Origin of the sequence: Mesorhizobium sp. M0106 (genome assembly GCF_040322715.1) — a bacterium.
Classification (GTDB): Bacteria; Pseudomonadota; Alphaproteobacteria; order Rhizobiales; family Rhizobiaceae; genus Mesorhizobium.
Window position 1 is genome coordinate 20,048 of record NZ_JAMYUA010000004.1, and the last position, 24,047, is coordinate 44,094.

General features: G+C 62.1%; 27 protein-coding genes. 10 read left to right on the forward strand and 17 right to left on the reverse strand.

Going from position 1 to position 24,047, the window contains the following annotated elements; translation table 11 throughout:
- Nucleotides 1-6: 6 nt before the first annotated feature.
- Both NKJ55_RS05335 and cysS read right to left on the reverse strand, forming a co-directional pair.
- Nucleotides 7-393 carry a VOC family protein gene (locus tag NKJ55_RS05335; protein WP_352448983.1) on the reverse strand — a complete coding sequence of 129 codons (387 nt, stop codon included), beginning with the start codon at nt 391-393 and terminating at the stop codon, nt 7-9.
- Nucleotides 390-1,859 carry a cysteine--tRNA ligase gene (gene cysS / locus NKJ55_RS05340; protein WP_352448984.1) on the reverse strand — a complete coding sequence of 490 codons (1,470 nt, stop codon included), beginning with the start codon at nt 1,857-1,859 and terminating at the stop codon, nt 390-392. Before cysS ends, NKJ55_RS05335 begins: the two co-directional genes overlap by 4 nt.
- 414 nt (nt 1,860-2,273) lie before the next feature.
- Between cysS and NKJ55_RS05345 the strand changes: the two genes are divergently transcribed.
- On the forward strand, nt 2,274-2,423 hold the full coding sequence (locus tag NKJ55_RS05345) for a hypothetical protein (protein WP_023677745.1): 150 nt from the start codon (nt 2,274-2,276) through the stop codon (nt 2,421-2,423).
- 55 nt (nt 2,424-2,478) lie between these two features.
- Here the strand turns inward: NKJ55_RS05345 and NKJ55_RS05350 are convergent, their stop codons facing one another.
- Nucleotides 2,479-3,240, reverse strand: a complete 762-nt coding sequence (locus NKJ55_RS05350) for an SOS response-associated peptidase (RefSeq protein ID WP_352448985.1) — start codon at nt 3,238-3,240, stop codon at nt 2,479-2,481.
- Between the two features lie 123 nt (nt 3,241-3,363).
- Here NKJ55_RS05350 and NKJ55_RS05355 point away from each other — a divergent pair, with 123 nt between their 5' ends.
- The 4 genes from NKJ55_RS05355 (at nt 3,364) to NKJ55_RS05370 (ending at nt 5,731) form a co-directional block, all read left to right on the forward strand.
- Nucleotides 3,364-3,789, forward strand: a complete 426-nt coding sequence (locus NKJ55_RS05355; RefSeq protein ID WP_352448986.1) for an NUDIX hydrolase — start codon at nt 3,364-3,366, stop codon at nt 3,787-3,789.
- A gap of 48 nt (nt 3,790-3,837) precedes the next feature.
- The gene (locus tag NKJ55_RS05360) at nt 3,838-4,215 is read left to right on the forward strand and encodes a TIGR02301 family protein (protein ID WP_023677748.1); all 378 of its coding nucleotides are present in this window, start codon (nt 3,838-3,840) and stop codon (nt 4,213-4,215) included.
- Between the two features lie 373 nt (nt 4,216-4,588).
- Nucleotides 4,589-4,846: a hypothetical protein gene (locus NKJ55_RS05365; RefSeq protein WP_023677749.1), complete on the forward strand. Its 258-nt coding sequence runs from the start codon at nt 4,589-4,591 to the stop codon at nt 4,844-4,846.
- 81 nt (nt 4,847-4,927) lie between these two features.
- Nucleotides 4,928-5,731: a hypothetical protein gene (locus tag NKJ55_RS05370; RefSeq protein WP_352448987.1), complete on the forward strand. Its 804-nt coding sequence runs from the start codon at nt 4,928-4,930 to the stop codon at nt 5,729-5,731.
- Between the two features lie 32 nt (nt 5,732-5,763).
- Here the strand turns inward: NKJ55_RS05370 and NKJ55_RS05375 are convergent, their stop codons facing one another.
- Nucleotides 5,764-7,095: a dihydroorotase gene (locus NKJ55_RS05375; RefSeq protein WP_352448988.1), complete on the reverse strand. Its 1,332-nt coding sequence runs from the start codon at nt 7,093-7,095 to the stop codon at nt 5,764-5,766.
- An 83-nt stretch (nt 7,096-7,178) separates the two neighbouring features.
- On the opposite strand from NKJ55_RS05375, the gene ygfZ reads away from it, so the two are divergent.
- The 3 genes from ygfZ (at nt 7,179) to NKJ55_RS05390 (ending at nt 10,874) form a co-directional block, all read left to right on the forward strand.
- Complete coding sequence (gene ygfZ / locus NKJ55_RS05380) at nt 7,179-8,039, forward strand: CAF17-like 4Fe-4S cluster assembly/insertion protein YgfZ (protein WP_352448989.1); 861 nt, start codon at nt 7,179-7,181, stop codon at nt 8,037-8,039.
- Nucleotides 8,039-8,671: a YfbR-like 5'-deoxynucleotidase gene (locus NKJ55_RS05385; RefSeq protein WP_352448990.1), complete on the forward strand. Its 633-nt coding sequence runs from the start codon at nt 8,039-8,041 to the stop codon at nt 8,669-8,671. Before ygfZ ends, NKJ55_RS05385 begins: the two co-directional genes overlap by 1 nt.
- 64 nt (nt 8,672-8,735) lie before the next feature.
- Nucleotides 8,736-10,874 (forward strand): putative bifunctional diguanylate cyclase/phosphodiesterase, encoded by a 2,139-nt coding sequence (locus NKJ55_RS05390; protein ID WP_352448991.1) that lies wholly within the window; start codon nt 8,736-8,738, stop codon nt 10,872-10,874.
- A gap of 129 nt (nt 10,875-11,003) precedes the next feature.
- Here the strand turns inward: NKJ55_RS05390 and NKJ55_RS05395 are convergent, their stop codons facing one another.
- The 10 genes from NKJ55_RS05395 to NKJ55_RS35585 form a co-directional block, all read right to left on the reverse strand.
- Complete coding sequence (locus tag NKJ55_RS05395) at nt 11,004-11,276, reverse strand: DUF3303 domain-containing protein (protein WP_352448992.1); 273 nt, start codon at nt 11,274-11,276, stop codon at nt 11,004-11,006.
- A 22-nt stretch (nt 11,277-11,298) separates the two neighbouring features.
- Complete coding sequence (locus NKJ55_RS05400; protein ID WP_352448993.1) at nt 11,299-12,762, reverse strand: RimK family ATP-grasp domain-containing protein; 1,464 nt, start codon at nt 12,760-12,762, stop codon at nt 11,299-11,301.
- Nucleotides 12,759-13,865 carry a peptidase C39 family protein gene (locus tag NKJ55_RS05405; protein WP_023677756.1) on the reverse strand — a complete coding sequence of 369 codons (1,107 nt, stop codon included), beginning with the start codon at nt 13,863-13,865 and terminating at the stop codon, nt 12,759-12,761. The genes NKJ55_RS05400 and NKJ55_RS05405 overlap by 4 nt, the downstream gene beginning before the upstream one ends.
- A gap of 209 nt (nt 13,866-14,074) precedes the next feature.
- Nucleotides 14,075-14,869: an anti-sigma factor family protein gene (locus NKJ55_RS05410; protein WP_352448994.1), complete on the reverse strand. Its 795-nt coding sequence runs from the start codon at nt 14,867-14,869 to the stop codon at nt 14,075-14,077.
- On the reverse strand, nt 14,866-15,384 hold the full coding sequence (locus NKJ55_RS05415; protein WP_352448995.1) for a sigma-70 family RNA polymerase sigma factor: 519 nt from the start codon (nt 15,382-15,384) through the stop codon (nt 14,866-14,868). Before NKJ55_RS05415 ends, NKJ55_RS05410 begins: the two co-directional genes overlap by 4 nt.
- 192 nt (nt 15,385-15,576) lie before the next feature.
- The gene (locus tag NKJ55_RS05420) at nt 15,577-15,873 is read right to left on the reverse strand and encodes a DUF6572 domain-containing protein (protein ID WP_352448996.1); all 297 of its coding nucleotides are present in this window, start codon (nt 15,871-15,873) and stop codon (nt 15,577-15,579) included.
- Between the two features lie 36 nt (nt 15,874-15,909).
- Nucleotides 15,910-18,612: a DUF2339 domain-containing protein gene (locus NKJ55_RS05425; RefSeq protein WP_352448997.1), complete on the reverse strand. Its 2,703-nt coding sequence runs from the start codon at nt 18,610-18,612 to the stop codon at nt 15,910-15,912.
- An 84-nt stretch (nt 18,613-18,696) separates the two neighbouring features.
- Nucleotides 18,697-18,972, reverse strand: a complete 276-nt coding sequence (locus NKJ55_RS05430; RefSeq protein ID WP_352448998.1) for a PaaI family thioesterase — start codon at nt 18,970-18,972, stop codon at nt 18,697-18,699.
- The gene (gene recO / locus NKJ55_RS05435) at nt 18,969-19,757 is read right to left on the reverse strand and encodes a DNA repair protein RecO (RefSeq protein WP_352448999.1); all 789 of its coding nucleotides are present in this window, start codon (nt 19,755-19,757) and stop codon (nt 18,969-18,971) included. Before recO ends, NKJ55_RS05430 begins: the two co-directional genes overlap by 4 nt.
- A gap of 117 nt (nt 19,758-19,874) precedes the next feature.
- Nucleotides 19,875-20,048: a porin gene (locus tag NKJ55_RS35585; protein WP_502904459.1), complete on the reverse strand. Its 174-nt coding sequence runs from the start codon at nt 20,046-20,048 to the stop codon at nt 19,875-19,877.
- Here NKJ55_RS35585 and NKJ55_RS35590 point away from each other — a divergent pair.
- Nucleotides 20,016-20,360, forward strand: a complete 345-nt coding sequence (locus tag NKJ55_RS35590) for a hypothetical protein (RefSeq protein WP_502904460.1) — start codon at nt 20,016-20,018, stop codon at nt 20,358-20,360. The two genes, NKJ55_RS35585 and NKJ55_RS35590, sit on opposite strands and share 33 nt — an antisense overlap.
- Nucleotides 20,251-20,934 (forward strand): hypothetical protein, encoded by a 684-nt coding sequence (locus NKJ55_RS35595; RefSeq protein WP_502904461.1) that lies wholly within the window; start codon nt 20,251-20,253, stop codon nt 20,932-20,934. Before NKJ55_RS35590 ends, NKJ55_RS35595 begins: the two co-directional genes overlap by 110 nt.
- A 389-nt stretch (nt 20,935-21,323) precedes the next feature.
- Here the strand turns inward: NKJ55_RS35595 and NKJ55_RS05445 are convergent, their stop codons facing one another.
- From NKJ55_RS05445 to rnc, 3 genes are all read right to left on the reverse strand, one after another.
- Nucleotides 21,324-22,028, reverse strand: a complete 705-nt coding sequence (locus NKJ55_RS05445; protein ID WP_352449000.1) for an antitoxin Xre/MbcA/ParS-like domain-containing protein — start codon at nt 22,026-22,028, stop codon at nt 21,324-21,326.
- A 368-nt stretch (nt 22,029-22,396) separates the two neighbouring features.
- Complete coding sequence (gene era / locus NKJ55_RS05450) at nt 22,397-23,323, reverse strand: GTPase Era (RefSeq protein ID WP_023677765.1); 927 nt, start codon at nt 23,321-23,323, stop codon at nt 22,397-22,399.
- Nucleotides 23,320-24,045, reverse strand: coding sequence for a ribonuclease III (gene rnc / locus NKJ55_RS05455; RefSeq protein ID WP_352449001.1), 726 nt, complete (start codon nt 24,043-24,045; stop codon nt 23,320-23,322). Before rnc ends, era begins: the two co-directional genes overlap by 4 nt.
- Nucleotides 24,046-24,047 lie beyond the last annotated feature (2 nt).

Here is a 24,047-nt window from a genome sequence, read left to right on the forward strand (position 1 = left end):
CGCGCACTACTCCGGGGCATGGCAAACCGCCTCGACATTGTTGCCGTCGGGATCGAAAACAAAGGCGCCATAATAGTTCGGATGGTAGTGCGGGCGCAGGCCCGGCCGGCCATTGTCCTTGCCGCCGGCGGCAATCGCCGCGGCGTGAAAGGCATCGACCTCGGCGCGGCTGCGAGCGGTGAAGGCGACATGCTGATGATCCTTCGGCTTGTCCTTGCCGGCATGCAGCCAAAACACCGGCCGGTCGCGGCCGTAGCCGCCGACCTTGGCGCCGCCGGTATATTCCTGCGGCACCATGTAGAGCAGCGAGGCGCCGAGCGGCGCCATCGCCTTGTCGTAAAAAGCCTTCGACGCGTCGAAATCCGAAACGGTGATGCCGAGATGATCGATCATCTTTTTACCTCCCAGGTCGTGATGCGTTGGCCGGTGACGGGGTCCTTGCCGTCCTTCAACTGGATGCCTTGCGTCAGCAACTCGTCGCGGATGCGGTCGGCCTCGGCCCAGTTCTTGCCGGCGATCAGCGCGAGGCGTTTGGCGATCGCCTTGGCAATGGCGTCTTCATCCACCTTGGCTGTTGCGATGTCGAAGCCGAGGAACAGAAGCGATGCCTTCAGTGAAGCGGCAGCATCGTTGTCTTCGGCGGCTGCGTTGCCGCTACCTGCGTTAAAGTCAACAGCATCACCAGCCAACTGCGTCAGCAACTGGAATGCGGCGTAGGTGGCAAGGTCATCCGACAGCGCTTCGATCACATCCGCCGGCACCGGCTTTGCCGTCGGCGGCGCCAGATCGGCCGCCCGCTTCCATTTGCGCAGCGTATTCTCCGCCTCTTCCAGCTTGCGCACGGAAAAGTCGATCGGCTCGCGATAGTGCGTCATCAGCATCGCCAGCCTGAGCACCTCGCCCGGCCATTTGCGGCCGCCAAAGGTATCCGTCTCCAGCAATTCGGTGATCGAATAGAAATTGCCCAGGCTCTTGGACATCTTCTGGCCCTCGACCTGCAGGAAACCGTTGTGCATCCAAATCTTGGCCATCGTTTCGGTGCCGTGGGCGCAACGCGATTGCGCGATCTCGTTCTCGTGGTGCGGAAAGATCAGGTCGATACCACCGCCATGGATGTCGAACACCTCGCCGAGATAGGCGGCCGACATCGCCGAGCACTCGATGTGCCAGCCGGGCCGACCCCTGCCCCACGGGCTGTCCCAGCCCGGTTCCTCGGGCGAAGACAATTTCCACAGCACGAAATCCTGCGGGTTCTTCTTGTGCGAATCAACGGCGACGCGGGCGCCCGCCTGCTGCTCGTCGAGATTGCGCTTCGACAACTGCCCGTAGTCCGGCATGGAAGCGGTGTCGAACAGGACTTCTCCAGCAGCGACATAGGCATGGCCGCGTTCGATCAAGCGTTGAATCAAGAAGATCATGTCGACCTTGCCGTCGGGCCTGGGCTCGACGAACTCGGTGGCGCGCGGCTCGACCGTCGGTTCCAGGCAACCGAGCGCCGCAACGTCCTTGTGGAACTGGTCGGCGGTCTTTTCGGTGACCCGCCTGATCGCTTCGTTCAGCGACAGCCTGCCAGAGGCAATCTCGCCGCCGAAATCGCGCAGTGCGCGGGTGTTTATCTTGTCGTCGACGTCCGTAATGTTGCGGACGTAAGTGACGTGCGCTTGCCCGTAGAGATGGCGCAGCAAACGGAACAGCACGTCGAAGACGATCACCGGCCTCGCATTGCCGATATGGGCGAAGTCGTAGACCGTCGGGCCGCAGACATACATGCGCACGTTGCGCGGATCGATCGGGAAGAAATCGTCCTTGCTCCGCGTTAGCGTATTGTAGAGGCGCAGGCTCTTCGATGCGTCAGACATACGTGCGTTCCCGGTGCGTTACTTTGGCATGATCTTTTGGGATCGTGCTCTGGATGGAGTCGGTTACGCCGAGGCGCAAATCGGGGTCCAGCCTGCTGGCCGGGGCGTTTGTCCAATCTGGGAGGAGATGAGGCGAAAACGTCCAGGACCAGCGCGAGGCTAGCCGATAATGCAAATGCCACAAATGGCGAAAGACGTTTTCATGGCCGGCTTTATCGCCTTGCCCGGTGTTGCCGTCAAGTCGCTACCTTCGCCAAAAATATCGTTGGCTCACAGGAATTGAGCCACTGAAACATTTTATTAAACAGGTCGGCACTGTGATGAAACATTCGCCGGCTAGATCAGCAAGCGTCACGATTTGGTCGGATTCGGCCAGCAAACGCAGACATGAAGACGTTACCAGGGAAGAGAACAATGCCTAAGCAAGAATCCAACCGCGCCAAGCAACCGGCGCTCGCCAGCCATTACCGGGCGATCGGCCCGGCAGCAATCGTCGCAGCTCTTCTGCACACCGCGAAGAAGAAGAAGCCGGCGCAGAAGATCGTTTCGCCGCGCGCTGCCTGAGAATGCCGTCGGGAAGATTGAGGCGCTCACGGCGAACCAGTAATAGTAGCTTTTGCTAAAATAAACTCATCTGACTGTCGTTCGCGCCGGACTTCCGGCGCTTGACCTTGTCGGGCTCAAGCTCGACGACGCCCTTCTCCTGAATCTCCGGCCCGGTATTGGCGACCTTGTTGACGAGGTCGGAAACCGGGATCGCTTCGAAGAAATCGAGCTGGGCGGGTCTCAGCAGATCGGCCACGTCGCGCGGCTCGAGCGTGCGGCAATCCAGCCAGCGCGCGAAATCTTCGGGATGGATCACCACCGGCATGCGGTCGTGGATATGGGCAGTATCGGCATTGGCGTGGGCGGTCAGAATGGCGCCGGTGTCCATTTCCGAGCCGCCCGGCTCGGCATAGGTCTCAATCAGCCCGGCGAAGGCGACAAGCCCGCCACGCCTTGGCCGCACCCAATAGGGCTGCCCTCTTCTGCCACCGGTTTGGTGCCATTCGTAGAATCCCGAAGCCGGTACCAGAGCGCGGCGATGGCGCATGGCAGCGCGAAACGACGCCTTTTCCGAAGCCCCCTCAGAACGCGCGTTGAACAGCAGCGGGAAGTTACGCGTATCCTTGACCCAAGCCGGGATCAGGCCCCAGCGCACCAGCATCGAGCGGCGGTCGGGCAGGTTCGAGCCCGGCGCCTGCGGCAATCCGGCGAGCGCCATCAGCACCGGCTGCGTCGGCGCGATGTTGTAGCGGGCCGGAAACTCCTCAAGTTCCGCCAGGCTGAGAAAGGCGGCGGTCTGGTCCGGAGTGGCGGTCAAGGCAAAGCGTCCGCACATGAATTCAGCTCTCGAATTGGTGGCATGTGAAAGTGGCCATGGAACCCGCCTTTCGCAACCGCTAAAGCTGTTCGCCGACGGCCGGTCCACAACGGGCTATGCCAATCGAGCGATCCGAAGCCCATGGAAGCACGCAAGATCATTCCGGCAGTCTCGGTCTGCGTCGTGCGCGAGAACACGGTGCTGCTGGTCAAGCGGGCCAGGCCGCCCTCGCAAGGCCTCCATGCCTTTCCCGGCGGCAAGGTCGAAGCCGGCGAGACGCTGGAACAGGCAGCACGGCGCGAATTGCTGGAAGAGACCGGATTGCAGGCGCGCAGCTACCGGCCGCTGCGGGAAATCCACATCGACGGCAGCGGCGACGGGCATCCGGTCGACTACTGGCTGACGGTGTTTGGGGCCGATTATGCTGGCGGCGAGGCGGTGGCCAGCGACGACGCCGAAACCGCGGCTTTCTATACGCTGGCCGAAATGACAGCGATGCCGCTCGCCGATGCGGTGTTTGAAATTGCGGACGATCTACTCGGTCCCAACAAAGACGGCGAGACCTGAGCCAGAGAATCGCCTTGCAGGCGACAAATTGTTTCAGCACAAGGACTCATGAGCCGCACGTCTTCGTTTCTCGCCGCATGCCTCGCCGTCAGTGTGGTTGTCGGTGCGCGCCCGGCGATTGCCGCCGAAGCACCGTTCGAGCCCGGGCTGATGCGGCTGGCGGAAGTGCTCGGCTCGCTGCATTTCCTGCGTAATCTGTGTGGCGAGAAGGGCGATCGGTGGCGAGCCGAGATGGAAAAACTGATCGCATCGGAAAATCCGAACCCGGAGCGGCGCGCCCGCTTCATCGCCAGCTTCAACCGCGGCTACCGGTCGTTCGGCGGTACTTATACGCAATGCACCGCCTCGGCGACGGAAGCCATCAGCCGCTACATGAAGGAAGGCGAGACGCTGTCTCGCGACATCGCTTCGCGCTACGGAAACTGACGACGGCAGCCTGCTTTCCGGAAAAGCCGCATCAAGGGTCGGCGCCGTTGCGGCGGACGCGTTCGACACTTCTCCGCTTGCCTCGGGTGAGGTCTTGGTGCAAACCTGATGTTGCACTTTTGCAACTATGTTAACGAAACGTTAGCGTGCGAATGTGAAATTAACTCAAACTGAAGGTTTCCGTCCCCTTGGCCGGCCTAATCGGCTAAGTTTGAAACGGATCGGACGCAGGTTTGCTGGACGCGACGGAATTTGTAGAAGACGACCAAAAAAATGTCGCGTTTACAAATACTTACTGCGCCTGCGTGTAAAAGGGACAACTCAAGCTTGATCCCTGTCCAACGGATCACCGCTTGAAAGGGTGGAAATCGCAATGGAACATGGCGTCAACGACATCGACGCGCTGGTCAGGGAAGAAAAGCGCCTGACCGCCGTGGAAAGCCACAGCGAAGCCTGGGCAGAAGGATTGTCGGCCGGGATCGAGCCGGAAATCATCGCCGAGGCAGCCCTCGAAACGGCATTCGGCGAAATGCTGCGCACCAATGGCGAGACCTCGGCGCTTGCCCTGCTCGATCGCATGCGTGAAAAGGTGATTGCCGGGGCCTTCGAGCCCGAAAGACTGCGGCACTGACCCCGGTTCTTTGACGACGGCGCGCCGCCCGGACATCATATCCGGGCACATGGATGGGCTGGAACCAGGGAGTAGCAGGCGGTGAATTTTTCGATATCAGGCAAGCAGAGCGGCCTGGTCCTCGGCATTTGGCTTACTGCTTCCTGCGCCACGATTCCCCTTGCACTGTTCCTTGCGAGCAGTCCCGCTCACGCCCTCAGCGAGATCAAGCGCGAAGACCTGCCTTCGCCGGTCACGCCGCCGCCCGACGGTGACATGTCGCCGCCTGGAAGTACCGTGCCGATGCCCGGCCCGCTCGGCACGACGCCACCACCGGCCAGCCAGCCGACGCCATCCGACGAGCCGGAACAAACCGAACCGAAAGGGCCGGCCAATGATGGCGGCGTGGCCAATCCGCATGTCGATCCCGACGCGCCTGTGCCCGAAGTCGTCTACGACCTCGCCAAGTTGCCGGAACCGGTCAGGCGCATGCACGATCTGATAGTCGAGGCGTGCAAAAGCGGCGACATCGAAAAGCTTCGGCCGCTGATCGGCACGGGAGACACGATGACCCAATTGTCGCTGGGCGACATGGAGGGCGACCCGATCGCCTTCCTGAAGGGCCTTTCGGGCGATACGGAAGGCCAGGAGATCCTCGCCATCCTGGAAGAAGTGCTCAGTGCCGGTTTTGTCCATGTCGATGCCGGCACGCCGCAGGATCTCTATGTCTGGCCCTATTTCTTCGCCCTGCCGCTGGACAAGCTCGACGCCAGACAACGGGTCGAGCTGTTCAAGATCGTCACCGCCAGCGACTATGACGACATGAAGCAGTTCGGTGCCTACATTTTCTACCGCGTCGGCATCACGCCGACCGGACAATGGACGTTCTTCGTCGCCGGCGATTAAGTGGCTAAGCATGGTCTCTTGGAGACAGGAGCTTAGCCCGCCAACGCCTCGGAAAACTCCACCGCCCTACCCTGGCCCGGCGTGACGATCTCGCCTTCCCACATCACGCGCCGGCCGCGCACGATGGTGCCGACCGGCCAGCCGGTCACCTGCCTGCCGTCATAAGGCGTCCAGCCGGCCTTGGAGCCTTGCTGGGCGTTGGCGATAGTCTCGCGGCGCTTCAGATCGACGATGGTCAGATCGGCATCGTAGCCGGCGGCAATGCGGCCTTTCCTGGCGATGCCGAATATGCGTTGCGGGCCGTGGCTGGTCAGGTCGACAAAGCGCTGCAACGTCAGCCGGCCGGCGTTGACATGATCCAACATGATCGGCACCAAAGTCTGCACCCCGGTCATGCCGGACGGCGATGCCGGATAAGGCTTTGCCTTCTCGGCCAGCGTGTGCGGCGCATGGTCGGAGCCGAGCACATCAACGATGCCTTGCGCAACGCCGTACCAGACCCCGTCGCGATGGCGCGTGGCGCGCACCGGCGGGTTCATCTGGATCAGGGTGCCCAACTGCGCATAGTCATCGGCGCTCAGCGTCAGATGATGCGGCGTCGCCTCGCAAGTCGCGACATCCTTATGCTGTTCGAGGAAGCCTATCTCCTCGGCGGTCGAGATGTGCAGCACATGGATCCGGGCGCGGACCTGGCGCGCGATTCGCACAAGGCGCTCGGTGCAGCGCAACGCAGCGATCTCGTCGCGCCACACCGGATGTGAGGACGGATCGCCCGCGATGCGCTCGCCAAGCCGCTCGCGCAGCCGGAACTCGTCCTCGGAGTGAAAGGCGGAGCGGCGGCGTGTGTTCCTCAGGATCGAGGCAACGCCTTCGTCGTCCTCGACCAGTAGGTCGCCGGTGGACGAGCCCATGAAAACTTTTATGCCGGCCGCACCAGGCAGCCGCTCGAGATCGCCAGCGTCTTTTGCATTGTCGCGGGTCCCGCCGACCCAGAAGGCAAAGTCGCAATGCATGCGGCCGGTGGCACGCCGCACCTTGTCGGCAAGGGTTGCCTCACTGGTGGTCAGCGGATTGGTGTTCGGCATCTCGAAGACGGCGGTGACGCCGCCGAGCACCGCTGCCCGCGAGCCCGTCTCCAGATCTTCCTTGTGCTCCAGGCCCGGCTCGCGGAAATGCACCTGGCTGTCGACGACGCCCGGCAGGATGTGCAGCCCACGGCAGTCGATCGTCTCACCGGCCGACGCCTCGCGGAGTTCGCCGATGGCAGCGATGCGCCCACCATTGATGCCGACGTCGCGAAAACCCTGGCCGTCGTGATTGACCACGGTGCCGCCTGTCAGGATGAGATCGTAGATGGGGGCCATACGGATCCGGTCTCTTGCGGGGGAAGTGCCAGCGGCTTACGTAATGGCCGATAGTTTTGCAAGATCAGGCTCGTTTTCCTACCATGCCCTTTGCCTCGCTCAGAGATCGCGCACTCGTTTCCGTGTCCGGGCCGGATGCCGAGCACTTTTTACAGAACATCCTGACCACCGACCTCGACGTGCTCGGCAGCAGCGAAGCAAAGCCCGGCGCGCTGCTAACGCCGCAAGGCAAGATCCTTTTCGACTTCCTGATCTCGCGCGCCGGCGAAAATGCTTTCCGACTTGAATGCCGTACCGAGACCGCCGATGATTTCATGCGACGGCTGACGCTCTACAAATTGCGCGCCAAAGTCGAAATTGCCAAGCTGGATCAGCCGGTTGTGGCCGTCGCATGGGGAAGCGATTCAACCACTTCGCAATTTGAATCAGCACCGTTTGCTGATGCGCGGTTTGTCGATACTGCCGTCAAGCGCTTCTACGATCACACCGCAGATGGCGGCGACCTTGCCACATGGCAAGCCTTTCGCATCGCCCATGGCATTGCCGAAAGCGGTGCGGACTACCAGCTCGGCGACGCTTTTCCGCATGACGTGTTGCTCGACGAGATCGGCGGTGTCGGCTTCAAGAAAGGCTGCTACGTCGGCCAGGAGGTCGTCTCGCGCATGCAGCATCGCGGCACTGCCAGGCGTCGGGTGTTGATTGTCTCGGCCGAACGCACCCTGCCCACTTCGCGCGCAGAGTTGACCGTGGAGGGGCGACCGGTCGGCACGCTTGGCTCGACCGCGGCCAGGACAGGCCTTGCCATTGCCCGCATCGACCGGGTCAAGGCAGCGCTCGACGCCGGCCTGCCGGTCCTGGCGGAGGACGTCGCCGTGTCGCTCGCTATCCCGTCCTGGGCGAAATTCAGCTTTCCGCAGGAAGCCATCGGCGCGGAGGATGCCTGATGGCTGCCGATCGCGCCGGGGCGCCGCCGCGCGCCTGGCAGCGCATGCTGTCCGGCCGACGCCTCGATCTGCTCGATCCCTCGCCGCTCGACATCGAGATCTCCGATATTGCCCATGGCCTTGCCCGCGTCGCACGCTGGAACGGCCAGACCAGAGGCGAGCACGCCTTTTCTGTCGCCCAGCATTCGCTGCTGGTCGAAACGCTTGTCGGCGAGCTGATGCCGGATGCCGACGCCGACGCGCGGTTGGCGGCGCTGCTGCACGACGCGCCGGAATATGTCATCGGCGACATGATCTCGCCGTTCAAATCCGTGATGGGCGGCAGCTACAGAGATTGCGAGATCAGGCTGCAGCGCGCCATCCATCTGCGCTTTTCACTGCCGGCCGAACTCGACGCGGGACTGCGCAAGGAGATCAAGCGAGCGGATCAGATCGCCGCTTATTTCGAAGCAACGCTGCTTGCGGGTTTTTCGACGGCAGAGGCGACGGAGTTCTTCGGGCGGCCGCGCGGCTTCAACGCGGAGCGCTTCGACGTCACGCCGCGCTCGGTGACTTGGGCGCAGAATGCCTTTCTCAAACGCTTTGCGACGATCGAAAAGTCGCGACGCCAGACTGCCGTTCCAGCCGGCTGAAAACGGTAAATTAACCGGCAGGGACAACAGTGCCATGGTTAACCATGGTCCATAGGCTTGCCTCATGCCCGTCGCCGGTATCAAGGCTGGTTCGTCCGTCCGCCGACGGAGGGCCAAAGGCGTTGGTCAGCCGCAACCTATTGAAGACGAGCTACGCGAACAGAACGAGCGTTTTTCGGCAGCGGTCGAGAACATGTCGCATGGCCTGTGCATGTTCGATGCCGATGAACGGATGATCATCTGCAACAGGAACTACATCAGCATCTTTCGGCTCGACGCCGAAGTGGTGCGGCCCGGCATCCGGTTTTTCGACATCCTCCAGCACAGCGTGGATATCGGCATCGCCTCGCAAAGCGCTGAGCAACTCTATGCCATCCGCAAGCCCTATATCGACCAGGCAAAACCTTCCACCTATGAGGAAACGCTTGCAGACGGGCGTATCGTCAACATTTCGCACCGGCCGCTGGCGTCAGGCGGTTGGGTATCGATCTACGAGGACATCACCGACCAACGGCGCGCCGAGCAGGAGTTGAAGGAGCAGCACCGCCGTTTCGACGCGGCACTTGCCAACATGTCGCAAGGCCTTTTGATGTACGATGCGGATGGCAAGCTGATCGTGCGCAACGAACGTTTCCTGGAACTTTATCATGTCAGGCCGGCCGACTTCCCGCTTGGCATGAGTCATCATGATGCGTTCAAGCGGCTGCTGGAACTGGGCATTTATACAAAGCTCGACCCCGACAGCGAAATCTCGCAAATCGAAGCCTGCCTGCGGGCGGGGAAAACACACGTAACGCATCGCCATCTCGCTGACGGCAGGACGCTGCTGGTTGCGCGGCGGCCGATGAGCGGCGGCGGCTGGGTCGCGACGTTCGACGACGTCACCGAGCGCAGGCGCGTGGAAGAGCGCATGACCCATCTTGCGCACCACGACACACTGACCAACCTGCCCAATCGCTCGATGCTTCGCGAACGGCTCGACCAAGCCCTGAGTGAGACGAGAGACGGATCGCTGGCGATATTCTCGCTCGACCTCGATCACTTCAAGGCGGTCAACGACACTTGGGGCCATCCTTCCGGCGACTGGCTGCTGAAATGCGTGGCCGAACGGCTGCAACGGTGCCTGCGCAATGAAACGGACGTTGTCGCCCGCTTCGGCGGCGACGAATTCGTCATCATCCAGTTCAATCTCAAAAGCCCGGGCGACGCGGAAAAGCTGGCCAAACGCATCGTCGAGATCATCGGAAAGCCGTTTCGCGACAAAAGACACGACATGCGTGTCGGCATCAGTCTCGGCATCGCGCTGTTTCCGAATGACGGCAAGGACGCCGACACTTTGCTGAAAAATGCCGATATGGCGCTCTATCGGGCAAAGAGCGAAGGGCGCAACCTGTACCGCTTCTTCGAACCAGCCATGGACGCGATGGTGCGGGCACGCCGGGCGCTCGAAATCGATCTCAGGGCCGCGCTGTCGCGCCGGGAATTCGAGCTGGATTTCCAGCCGATCATGAACATCGCCTCCGGCGAAATCGTCGGTGCCGAAGCCTTGATGCGCTGGCGTTCGCCGGTGCGCGGCCTGGTACGGCCGGACGACTTCATTCCGGCCGCCGAGGAGACTGGGCTGATCGTGCCGCTTGGAGAATGGGCGCTGCGAAAAGCCAGCACGACCGCGGCAGGCTGGGCGGCTTGGCGCATCGCAGTCAATGTCTCCGCCGTGCAGATCAAAAGCGGTACCTTTGCCCGCAGCGTTATCTCGGCACTGGCGTTCTCGGGCGTGCCGGCCAACCGGCTTGAACTGGAAATCACCGAAACGGTGCTGATGGACGAGAGCGATCTGGTGCTCAAGACACTCAGGCAGCTACGCGATCTGGGCGTCCGCATCGCGCTGGACGATTTCGGCACCGGCTATTCGTCGCTGGGCTACCTCAGGCGCTTTCCCGTCGACAAGATCAAGATCGATCGCTCTTTCACCCGTGACATCGACAGTCGCGATACCGCGGCGATCGTGCGCACCATCATCGGGCTTGGCGCACAGCTGGGCATCACCGTCACCGCCGAAGGTGTCGAGACCGAAGCGCAGCTTGAATTCCTGCAAAAGGAGGGTTGTGTCGAGGCCCAGGGCTATTTGATCGGGGTGCCGTCAAAGGCGTCGGACATTAATCGGCTGCTGAAGTCGAGCGCGACGATCCGGCAGTCCGGCTAAGTGCGACAGTCTCGCGGAAGCGCGGGCAACCGGCTTAGATCTCCTTGAGATGACGCTCGATCCGCGTGTTAATTCCTTGATAGGAGAAGGCGGCATTCAGGTGTGGCGAACCAGGAGGTTCCCAACGGGTCAGAGATGTTCGCTCAATGCCTCCACCATCTCCTTGTTCGTCGCCACGGGAACGATCTCGAATTCGACCAGATCCGCCCATTCGATGACCCACCGCTGCAGGAGCGTGACGTCATCGGCCTCCACCAGCAGGAAGCAGCGGCTCATATCCGCTGCGATCCAGCTGTGGTGCACCAGAAGCGCGTCCGGCTTCAGGCGGCCCTGGTCGCGGAAACGGCGGTAGATCTCCTTGCGGTCACAGCCGCGAAAATCTTCGGTTACGAAGAACAGCATCTTTTTCCCCTCAGTTCGGATATTATCGCCCCGGCCGGTCCAGCCGCTCCAGGAACCACTGCGTCAGCCGCACCCAGACCTCGTCTTTTTCGCCGGAGTCTTCCCAGCCGTGGTCGAGGTTGGGGTTGTCGTTGACCTCGATGACGAAGACGCCGTCCCTGGTTTCCTTGAGGTCGACGCCGTAGAGGCCGTCGCCAATGCAGCGCGCCGCGCTCACCGCCGTCTCGACGACATGGGCCGGTGCTTCCTTCAGGGTGAAGGTCTTGATGCCGCCCTGGTCGGGCTTGCCGTTGGCCTTATGATTGACGATCTGCCAATGTTTCTTGGCCATCAGATAATGGACGGCGAACAAGGGCTGGCCGCCGAGGACACCGACGCGCCAGTCATATTCCGTCGGAATGAATTTTTGCGCGATCAGGAGGTCGGAATCCTCCAGCCATTCGGTTGCGAGCGTCTTCAACTCTTCAAAGGTGCCGCATTTCTTGACGCCGCGCGAAAACGAGGAGTCCGGGATCTTCAGCACCAGCGGGAAGCCCAGCGTCTGTGCCGCAACTTCCAGGTCCGAGGTGCCGGCAATCATCACTGTCGGCGGCACCGGTACCTTGTTGTAGGTCATCAGCTCGTTGAGATAGACCTTGTTGGTGCAGCGGATCATCGACAGCGGATCGTCGATGACCGGCATGCCTTCCTGCTGGGCGCGGCGGGCAAAGCGGTAGGTGTGGTTGGAGATCGAAGTGGTCTCGCGGATGAACAGCGCGTCGTAGTTGGCGAGCTTGGCCAGATCCCGCTTGGTGATCGGCTCGATTTCGACGCCCATCTTTTCAGCGATCTTGGCCCAGTGGCGCAGCGACGAAATCTCCGACGGCGGCAGTTCCTCATGCGGATCGACCAGCGTTGCGAAAGTGTAGCGCGCCGGCGTGCGGCCCTTGGTGTCGCGCCACTCGCGATTGGTGTAGGTCTCCAGGCACTGGAGAAAGTGCGTTTCCTCGTCCTCGGTCATCCTGGCCAGGGGATGGAACCCGATCTTGCGGATCGAGGCCCATTCGGCGCTGTCCCTGATGTGGAGCTCGAGCGCCGGGGCACGGAACCAGTCGAACAGAAGTTTTGCGAAGCGGTCCCAGATCCTGGATGGTCCGATGCCGAAGAAGATGCAGACCTTCTGCGGGAAAGCGCCGCCCAGGTCCTTGCGGCACTTGTTGAGTGCGAGTTCGAGTTCCGGCAACGCGTGCTCATAGAGCTTGCGTTCTGACAGGTCGATCATCGTTTCGACCGTCGGGATGACCTTATGGCCGCGCGAACCGGCAAGGAGCGACGCGTAATAGCCGCGGCTCTGGTAGCCATAATTGTTCGACAGGTTGATGACCTTCGGCCGCTGACCGCGAAACAGTGCCGGATGGGCAAGGTAGTCGCGATTGGTGATGATCTTGTGCGGCGTCGCCACCTGGTCGAGATCGTTCTGCCGGCCGGTAAGGATGACCCAGGTCATTGGCTGTCGCGCTTTCCGAGAGTGATGGCGGCGCGCAATCCGTCGCGGCCGAATTGCGCCATGTTCATGAAGATGCCGTAAGGCACGGGAATGTTGGCAGCATCGAGGATCGTCTCCTGCCGCTCGTCCTCGACCCAAGGGTCGTGGATCAGGATATGATCGCCGTCGTCACCGATGGCCAATACCCAGTGCGGAACCTTCTTGCCGAACATCAGGAAGCCGCTGATCAGGACCAGCACCAGTTTTCCCTCTGCGATCGCGGTGCGAATGTCGTCAAGCCCGAATGAACGGTAATTCACCGGGATGCCGTAAAGTTCCGCGCGGCGGCGAAAGTCGACCTGCGCCAGCTCCATGACCCGGCGCTTGTCCTCGCTGCGCACCGACTGCAGGAACAGCGCGCCGTAGAAGGAGACATAGATCTCAGCAGCAAGCCCGCTCTCATAACCGGCGACGGCCAGCCCGAACGGTTCGCAGCCGCCCGGCCCCGACATCATGAAAACAGTCGTCGCCTCACGCCACAGCCGGATTTCCATCACCGGATCCGGCACGAATCCGGGGTCGAAGTTAGCCATCGCCATCATCAGGCAGCATGGTCCGCAGGTGAATTCGCAAGTCTGCTGATAAAACGGCACTTCGGTGGCGACCGGAATGTCGCCGCGCAAGGTCTTCTCATAGCGCAGCGCCGTGGCGCCGTCCTCGTAATAGTCCGGTTCACGGCCGATCTTACGGTAGCCGCTCTGCTCGTAGATCTGGATGGCGCGCGGATTGTCTTCGCGGACTTCCAAACGAAGCATCATGCGGCCGTGCTCGAAAGCGGCGGCTTCAGCCTCTTCCAGCAGCAGGCGGCCAACGCCACGGCCGCCGAAAAATGGACCGACGGCGATCGAATAGAGTCGCGCGACGCCGCTGCCCTTGCGAAACAGCACGACCGCATAGCCGGCGACGTGGCCATCGTTCTCGCCAACCAGCAGTTCGGCGGTGTCGCGTTCGATCAGTTGGCGAAAGGAGCGGCGAGAAATGCGGTCGCTCGAGAAAACAGCTTTTTCGATGGCGGCGAGGTCATCGACGTCGGACGCGCGGGCCTTGCGAATCTCGGCAGGCATGCGGGCTCAGAAAACCTCGATTGGGTTGTGGAAACGGCCCTAGTCTAAACATCGGTCACACCAGCCGAAGTGCCAGCATTCAGCAAGCGCTATCGCACCTCGATTAGGGCCGAATTGTGACAGTTTTCAAGGCAGGCAGGTCGCGCAAAGGCTTTGAAACGACCTTCGTGTTTCGGCATCGGCGCGGCTATAGAAAAACGAGCTCCTGCTCAGCTTTTCAAGCCCGCCAGAAGCTGGCCATAGGCGCTCTTGGCCACCGCAGCCAGCTGCTCGCGCGGCAGCGATCCGACGACGGCGCAGCCATAACCCTTGTCCAGCCAGTAGACGGCCTCAGGACCATTTTCCTCGGACCCATAGGTGCCCTTGGCCTTGGCCGCCGATTCGGCGATTACGAAGAGCGAAATGCGCTCGCCCTTGTCGTCCTCGTAAAGCAGCATCGCGGCCTTGCCCTGGCCGGCAGGCAGCAGCCGGCCACCGACCAGTTGGAATCCCTGCGCCGCCAGATCTGGCGCGACGAGCTTCAAACCTACCTGGTTCGACAGCCAGTTCTGCAAATGATCCTTGTCGCTTGCCGGCACTTCCACAGCATGCCGCTTTTCAGCGGCATAGATGACGTGGGCGGCAATCGCCTCTTCGGCAAGCTGGTCCTCGGCCGTATTTTCCAGGCCGAGGCCGCCGATGCCGGCAAGATAGCCGCCAGCACCGCCAATCACCAGCATGGCGGCAGCGGCGGCCGCAAGCCACCAATGCGAGCGCGATGGCGACACTCTGACCACCGGCGCCTCGCCAAGCACCACCTTGCTCAGCCGCACCGGGACGGGTTCGTCCAGCACGCCGTTAAAGGCTGCGCGCAATGCTGCCCGGTCGGCGGCGTAGCGTGCGCTCTTGGCCTTCATCTCGGCATTGGCCTCGAGCCATGCCTCATAGGCCGTCCGCTCATCGCCGGGCAACTCGCCATCGAGAGCCATGTGGATGTCGCGTTCGGAGAAATCGCGCCGGCTCATTTCTCGACGATCCTTATCGATCGGCGGCGCGCGGTATCATCCAGCAGCGCGCGCAGTTCCTCACGCCCGCGCGCGATGCGCGACATCAAGGTGCCGGCGGGAACCCCAAGGATGTTGGCGGCTTCGGCATAGGAAAACCCTTCGATGGCGACCATCACAAGTGCCGCGCGCCGGTCAGGGCTTATCGCCTGCAGCGCGTCGACGATCTCGCGCGAAGCGATGCTCTCGATCTGCTCGGCGGGTGCTGCCTGCGCCTCGCTTGCCTCGAGCGGCAGCATCGCCGCCTCGCCGCGCCGGTTCACCTTGCGCATCTGATCGATGAACAAATGATGCATGATCGTAAACAGCCACCTCCTGGGGCTTTCCCCTGTCTGCCAATTGTCGAGCCGCACGAGTGCCCGCTCGAGACAATCCTGGACGAGATCGTCTGCGGAATCGCGGTCGCGCAACAGTGAGCGTGCATAGCGGCGCAGACGCGGTATTTCGCCAAGGATTGCTGCCTTCTTTTCGTCCATGACCGCTGGTTCTGGAGCCCTGTCCGTGGTGATTGAACGCGCCTTCGCGGCGCGGCGCAAGCGGCCAGCGCGAAGCGGTCCGCCGCCCCGGTCACCCAAGCAACTGAATAACGCTGCCAGCGGCAGGTTTATTCCCGGCCGATCCCCACCTGAAGACCCCTCTACAAATTCCCCTTCGAGAGGTGCTGAACTTCAAATTGCAATCCGGCCTTTTCGACTGATACCGCAGCTGCGGTAAAGAACCATTGTACCTCGGCTGGCATAATAGACAACAATGCCACCGAAATCATAACGGGTCGCCCCACAGCATCCGGATGTTCTTTGTAGCCCATCTAAAACGAAAACACAATATAGATTCAGTTTATTCTCTAGAAGCACAAGATGATTTTCTACATCATCCCAATCGAGATCATCTACAATGCTGAGCAAATATTCACCATTTTTGCCTTTTGCGACAATATCCACGACGTCCGTATGCTGAACAGCCATCTGTCAATAGCCTTTTCCCGTGATCATAGACTCACACTAATTTACCTCTCTCGCCGCCCTTGTCAGCAGCCGCTGATAGAACAGGCCGATGCCGATGAGCACCGCGCCGAGGCCGATGAAGGACAGCGCCCGCAACACGCCTTCCAGTTCGGACATGTCGAAGATGAAGACTTTGAGCACGGCGACCGAGATCAGCGCCGCCGACGCTATGCGCAGCACCTGGGACTTCAGCCAGACACCGGCGGTGAGCAACATCACGCCGATGACCAGCCAGAGCGCCGAATAAGTATAGGTCTCGAGCTGGCCGAGACCGCTCCAAAGGCCGATGAACTCGCCCTTGAACAAGCGCCTTACCGACAGCGTAGCATAGGCGAAGCCGAGCACCGCCGCCACAACCGCCAGCATGGCCGCATACCATTTCGGCCGCTTGTCGCGGGTATAGAGCGCCAGTGCGCCTGTCGCGACCGCCGGCAAGAGGTAGGCGAGCAACAGAAGGTTGAACACCGGAATGCTGCCGGTCGATTCGTCCGTCAGCAAGGGGTTCAGCGCCAGAAAATGCTGGAGGACGATGAACGCGACCGAGACCACGCCCGCTGCAATCGAGCCGTAGCGCAGCACCGAACTTGGCGAGCGCATGTCGATGGCGACCAGGATGGCACCGGCACCGATGGCGATCAGCGTGTAGATCGCCTGTTCGGCAAGCGTCGCAGCAGCCGTATCGATGACGCCGCCATGCATGGCATGGCGCACCAGCATCGCGACGGTGAGCAGGGCAAACAGCGCGGCGCCGGCCTCCATTGCGAGGCGCGGTCGGCCGTTGGTGGTTCGGGCAAGCTGCCAGGCGGCAAAACCGAAAGCGAGCGCCGGCACGCCATATCCAAGCAGCAGCCAGTTGAACACCGGCGTCTTCGACAGGAACTCGGCACCGACGATGGTCGGGTCGAAGGCAGCGCGGCCGAGCACTGCAATCACCGCACCAACGGAAATCCAGCCAAGCACCGGATAGCTGCGCCAGCGCGTCGCCAGCGCCGGCACGACGGCGGCTGCTCCGAGCAGGATGGTTGTCCAGCCTGAACCGAAGGCCATGTGCAGCATCAGCAGGCCGGCAATCGCCGCGCCGCCGAGCGCGAAGGAGACGGCAGCGCCGCCGGTCAGCGGCGGCGCTTCGCCGCGCGCTATCCATTCGCCGCCGGCGACGAAGACGCCGACCAAAACGGCTGCGACCGCCGCATAAGCAAGGTCACGGTCGAGATTGCCGAAGGCAGACCAGAGCGCCAGCAGGATGACCAGTGGCGCGACAGCGCTCCAGGCCGCCCATGCGGCGGCGCGCAGCCAGCCAGAGGCCGCAAAACGGCGCGCCGCCCAAAAGCCGGCGCCGATGAAGACCAGGCCGAGAGCGATGCCGACCCTGAACATCAAGGCATCGGACGCCACGACCGGCATGCCGTCGACGCCGAGAGCGCCACCCGAAAAATCTGAAACGATCGTGGTCGGCGGAATGATGCCGAGATAGACCAGTACCGTCGCCAGCCCGGCGGTGTGCAGCAGTGCAAGCGCCCGCGGCCGGTAGAGCGCCACCGCCACCAGGGCTGCGACAAGGGCGGCCCCCGGCAATGCACCGCGGATGGCGACGAAGGCCGGATCGACAAACAGGGCCAGCGCCGAAAGGCCGACGAAGAAGCCCGGCGCGATCGACGGCCAGTCGAAGCCGCTGCCGGCGCCCGCATCGTCGCGGCGGCCAAGCCAGACGAAGGCGAGCACGGCCAGTGTCACCCCGTCGATAAAGAGGATGACGGCAAGGTTCGCCCCCGGCGCGTCGGTCATATAGAAGATGGTCCAGATCCCCGTGGCGACGAAGGCTGCGGCCGTCAAAAGCCTCCAGTCGCGGATGCGGGCAATGACGCAGGTGGCGGCGAGCACGATCGCCAGATAGCCGAACAGCGCCCACGGATTGGGCGCCTGCGAGGCGACCAGCAGCGGCGTCACCATGGCACCGAGCAGGCCGACGCCGGCCAGCGCCTGACCGTGGACCAGGCTTGCCGCGATCGTCGCCACCCCGATGGCGCCGAGCAGCGTGAAAGCGAGCGTCGGGCCGATGAAGCCGTAAATGCTGTACGCGGCGTAGACGGTACCGAACAGGATGAAAGCGCCGGCCGCCGTCAGGATCGCCGGGATATAGGCACCGGCAGCACCTTGCACCGGCACCCTGAAGCCGGTGCGCCGGATGAACTCGCCGCCGGCGACCAGCACCAGCCCGAGTGCCGCCGCCATGACAAGCCGCACGCGTGGCCCGAAAATGCCGGCCTCGATGGTGTAGCGGATCAGAAACAAGCCACCTAGCGCCAGCGCGATGCCGCCGACCCAGACCGCCCAGCGGGTACCGAGCGCCGTTTCGACGTCGGACTGGCGAGCTGCCTTCGCCGCTGCCGCCGGTTGCGCCGACTCCGGCGCGGACGGCGCCGTTCTATCGGCATCGGCCTCTGTAGCTGACACGACCGCTGCGGGCCGTGGCGATACGGCCATGTCGGCTGCGACCGCAAGCGGGATTGCGGCATCCGCCGGTTTGCTGTCGTTTACAGCCGGTTCCTTGGCTTGCGGCGGCAGCGCAGGCGTGCCCGAAAGCACAAGGCTGCGCAAGGCGCCAAGCTCGCGCTCGATCAGGCCGATGCGGCTCTGCTGGCGTGAAATGATGACGAACAGCGCGATGATGGCGACGAGGCCAATCAGGCTTTCAAACATGGCGGTTCCCCCAAACCAGGCCAGTTGTCACTGACATTCAATGTTCAGTGACATTCAAATGCGGCGGCCAAACGGCCGGTCCATTCAACGTGCCGCCAGATTGGCCGGAAAGATCGAGCATGTTTCGGTGCCGAAAGCCAGGAGCTTGCCGTTGGCGTCCTTCAGCGCCGCTTCCGAAACCGTCAGCGTGCGGCCCTTGTGCACCACTTTGCCGTCGCACACCACCTCGCCCGTCCTTGGCGTGATCGGCCGCGTCAAATTCACTTTGAACTCGGCCGTCGCATAGGCCTCGCCCACCTGCGAAATGGTGCCAAGGCCGAGCGGCGAAACGTTTTCGGGATCAGGTTCAACTTCGCTCATCTGGTGGTTTCCCCGGTGGCGGCTTCCCCGGCGCTTGCCTTGCCGGATTCACGGCCGGGTGAATGATGCCTGCGCAAGGCGGCGAGAAACCCGGCGCGGGCGCCGGGAGGCTCGATGCCGCGCGGTTCGTAGACATGGCGGGTCAAAAAGAAGCCGGTCAGCCGGAAGGCGTCCTCGATCGCCGCCGGATCGGCGCGCAGCCCGGAGCCGCGCTGCAGGAAGGCAGGCAGCGCCAGCATCTTGTCGCGCCACGGCGCGCCCGCCGCGCGCGACACGGCGCGGCCGGATTTCGGCGAGACATAGGCAAGGTCCTGCCTGGTGCCGGTCGCCGCACACTGGCTGAGATCGAGGCCGAAACCGAGTTCGTCGAGTACCAGCAGCTCGAAGCGGGCCACCAGCTCGCCGGCGGCATCGGCATCGTCGAGATGAGCGATCATCACCGCAAGCGTCTCGTAAAGGCCGCCATGGGCGTCACGCTCAGGCAGAAGACGCAAATGCGCGGCCATCGTCTGCAGGCCGTAGACGGCAACGGCGCTGTCCATCAGCCGGGCGGCGTTCATCTCGATAGCCTCGACCTGGAAGGTGCCGAGATGCTCGTCGAGCCGCGCCCGCCACAACAGGTCGACGCGATTGCCGGGCTGCAAGACAGGCTGCTGTTTGCGCGAACGGCCGCCGCGCACGAGACCGAGATGGCGGCCATGCGCGCACGTCATCACCTCGAGAATGGCGCTGGTTTCGCCATGCTTGCGGGTGCCGAGAATGATTCCCTCGTCGCGCCATTCCATTACGAGAGCTTGTCACCGGTTGGATGGCGAAATCAAGATGTGCGACGTATCCGCCGCCAAACCAAAACGGCCCGTAGCGTATCGCTACGGGCCGTTTTTTGCGAGATCGTTGTTTGATCAGAACGAGCGCTGGAAGCGGAAGATGCCGCCGATTGTGTCGGCATCGTCGGCATCGAAATTGTCGTAATAATCGACTTCGGCGGTGATCGTGTAACCAGGAACGATGGTGTAGGCGACATTCGCCGCAACGGCGAAGTCTTGGTCGTCGGTATAGGAGACCTGGGCGTTCAAAGACGTCTTCTTGTTGACGGCATAGCTGCCGCCGCCCCAGACGGCAAAGTTGCCAGTCCACGGCTTGTAGAAGTTCTTCGCGAGGTTGTCGTCGCTGCCGTAGCCCGCCATCACGAACAGGGTCAGGTCAGTAATCGGCTTGACGTCGAGGCGAGCTTTGCCGGCCCATTCTTCCGACGTGCTGTTATAGGCGCCGACCGCGGTGATCGCACCCCAGTCGCCCTTGTATTTCACGCCGCCGACGACAAACGGAACGTACGTCGATCGACTGGTCAGCGCCGGAGCCCGTTTCGACCGAGGCGACTGCCGTAAAGCCATTACCGCCGTCGAAGTAGTAACTGATCAGGTTGGTGTCCTTGGTGCCGTAAGGAATGATAGTGTCCTGGACGACGTTGCCGGCGTAGCCGATGAACGAATCATAGACAGTTTCATCCTTACCGACGCGGAAACCTCCAAGCTGGATCCAGGCGAAGTTCAGGGTAACCGCCTTGTTGTCCTGCACGCTGAAATCAACACCGCTCACGGTGCGTTTGGTATTGCCGAAGTTGAAACGGGTCTCGGTATAGGTCTTCAACGTGCCGAGCTCGGTTTCCTGGCCGGTCCACGTCTTCAAATTGAAGCGGGCATTCTTGTTCCAGGTCTGCTGCTCGTCACCGTCCAAAAGGTCGTGTGTCGTCGCGCCATCGAAAACGCGGCCGGCGTCGCCGAAGCTGGCGTCATAGCGGACATAGCCGCCGATGCGCAGGCAGGTCTCGGTGCCGGGAATGTAGAAGTAGCCGGCGCCGTAGACGTCGCAAATCTTGACGTATTCGGCGGGTTCCGGCTCGGCGACCACAACAGCGTCGGCGGCGCGCGCACCGGAGACCGCGACGAATGCCGCGGCTGAGCCGAGAAGAAGGCTCTTGATATTCATTTTCTGACCTCTCCAGTCAAAGTTAAAAATGGCTTTGGATTCATGGGTTGAACGGCTGAACGCCTCACCCACGTCGAAAAAGGCGCGCACCGCACCCCCTCTTCAGGCGGCGAACATACTCATCCGCATTCCAGTCTCAATGACGATTACAAAAATAATCAATGTTTGTATAACAGAATAAATCCATGTTGCACAAATATCACTTCATATTTGCTTCACATTTGCCATCGGCACAAACGAGACACTGTCACAATTGTACAAAAATATACTTATGCCATTAGCCGGCAAACCGATCGGCACCCGACATACATTCCTTCTACGTGTTCTTTTTTTGGAATAGACTTCTAACGTTGGCAGCGAGATCAAGCCGACTTCGCCATCGCTGCGTTCTGTGCGGCAAGAACGACTTCCGCCACCAGATCCCGTTTGAGCATTTCAATGGGAATACGTCCGGCGAGGCCGGGCGCGGGGCCGATCAGCCACGACCAGGCATGCCGTGGATCGGGCATCGCGGATAACACTTCCTTGACACCCGGCGCCGGCCTGCCGTCGATGAACTGGGCCAGGGGAAATACATGTTTGCGGCCACCGGTGCGCAACGCAACGACCGTGCCGCTCCGCTGCCAGCGATGCAGGGTCGAGCGCGATATGCCGAGATTTTGCTGCAGGAACGTCGACCCGGCGACCCGACCGGCCCAGTCCTCGACCCGCATCGCGTCGAGGTCGCCCGTTCCGGCCAGGCGTTGGATGTCTGCCCCTTGACCTTCGTGCGCCGTCGACAGATGCGTCCGGGCACGGCGTTCCGCAGCTTCGGCTGCCAATATCCGCACGAAACGCGACGCCATGCCGGGTAATCTTTCCTGCATGGTGTCGATCGCACTGATGTCGGTCGGCGCAAGCAAAGCGACGGCGGCGGCAACGGCGCCGGCGACCCTGCCCGCTGCAACGACCGCATCGCTGTTCGTCACCTTGCCTTGCCGCGCCAGCACGCGCTCGATCTCAACAGCGACGGCGTTTGCAAACTCGATCTGACGGATGGGGTCGATGCGATTCCAAGTCCCGGTCATGTCCTGATCTGGCTGTTTGCCTGCCGGTTCCGGTTTGCTCGGAAGCGGGTCTTTCGCACAGCCTATAGGCAGGGTGTATGACGGAGAGACGACAAACGGGAACCACGCACGGTCGCAGTATCGGCAGGAGTTCCATTCGATCCACTGGACGATTTTGCATGAAATATCGGAAATTTCTCAGAACCCGCTCAGGATTTCCCGTCGCGCCGGTACCAATAAGGAACGGGTCGGCTCGACATGGCTGGCGCATGGCCTCCCGGATTGATTCGGCGGCTGTTCAAGATGCAAGTCGACCGATCGGGCACCCCGGCGACCGCTCAGAATCCTGAGGCGGCCAACAGGCCGCTCTGCGGATCGCCCAAACAGGCTCAGTGCGGAAATTCGAGCCCCATTTCACGGTAGCGCTCGGGATCGTCGCCCCAGTTCTCGCGCACCTTGACGAACAGGAAGAGGTGCACCTTCTGCTCGAGTATGCCTGCGATTTCCATGCGCGCGGCCTGGCCGATGGCGCGGATCGTCTCGCCCTTATGGCCGAGCACGATCTTCTTCTGGCTGTCACGCTCGACATAGATTGTCTGGTCGATGCGCACCGAGCCGTCCTTCTTCTCTTCCCATTTCTCGGTCTCGATGTGGGAGGAATAAGGCAGTTCCTGATGCAGCCTGAGATAGAGCTTTTCGCGGGTGATCTCGGCCGCGAGCTGGCGCATCGGCAGGTCGGAGATCTGGTCCTCCGGATAGTACCAGGGGCCGGCCGGCAAGGTCTCGGCGAGATAGTCGAGCAGGTCCTTGCAGCCGGACCCGGTCAGCGCCGAAACCATGAAGGTGCGCTTGAACGGCACCCTTTCGTTGGCTGCCGCCGACAATGCCAGCAACGTCTCGTGCTTGACCCGATCGACCTTGTTGAGGATCAACACCATCGGCTGCCGGACATCCTTCAGCCGCTCGAGGATGGCGTCGGCATCGCCCCGGATGCCGCGCTCGGCATCGATCAAGAGAAGCACGATATCGGCGTCCTTGGCACCGCCCCACGCTGTGGTCACCATCGCGGTGTCCAGCCGGCGCTTCGGCTTGAATATGCCCGGCGTGTCGACGAAGACGATCTGCGCGTTGTTGTGGGTGGCAATGCCGCGCACGATAGCGCGCGTGGTCTGCACCTTGTGCGTCACGATCGACACCTTGGCGCCGACCAATTGGTTGACCAGTGTCGATTTCCCCGCATTGGGCGCGCCGATCAGCGCGACGAAGCCGGAGCGGGTAGCGGGAGCTTCTGTTGCCGGAGCTTCGGTGGCGGTCATGCGGCACTCCCTTGATTGAGCCAGACGCCTTCCCGCTGCAGAAGTGCCGCGGCTGCAGCCTGCTCCGCCTCGCGCTTGGAGCGCCCGTTGCCGGTCGCCGGCGGATAGGCGCCGACCTTGACACTAACGGTGAACAGCGGATCGTGGTCCGGTCCCTCGCGGCTGTCGATTATGTAAACCGGCACTGCGCCTGCCGCCTGATGCGCCCATTCCTGGAGTTCGGTTTTCGCATCGCGACGGGCGGCGTCAATGGCTTGCGAGCGCGGCTGCCAGTATTTGTGGATGAAGGCACGGGCCGCTTCCAACCCTCCGTCGAGATAGAGCACGGCGATCAGCGATTCCAATGCATCGGCGCGCAGATTGACGCGCTTGCGCCCGTCGAGGCCGCGTACGTCCGAACCGGCGCGAATAAGTTCCGGCAGGCCGATCTCCTCGGCAATTTCCGCCAGGGCTTCAGCGTTGACCAGAGCGTTCAATCTCAGCGACAGCTCACCCTCGGCTGCGTCGGGAAATGCCGCCAGCAGCATATCGGCAACGACAAGGCCGAGAACGCGATCGCCCAGGAATTCGAAACGTTCGTAGTCGATGCCGGCGTGACTGCCGCGAGCGCTGGCATGGGTCAGCGCCCGCTGCAGGCGCTGATGGTCGCCAAAACTGTGGCCGGTGCGCTCCCTGAGCGCCTCGGCGAGCGCATCGGCGGTCAGCCGTTTCGTCGCCGCCATGG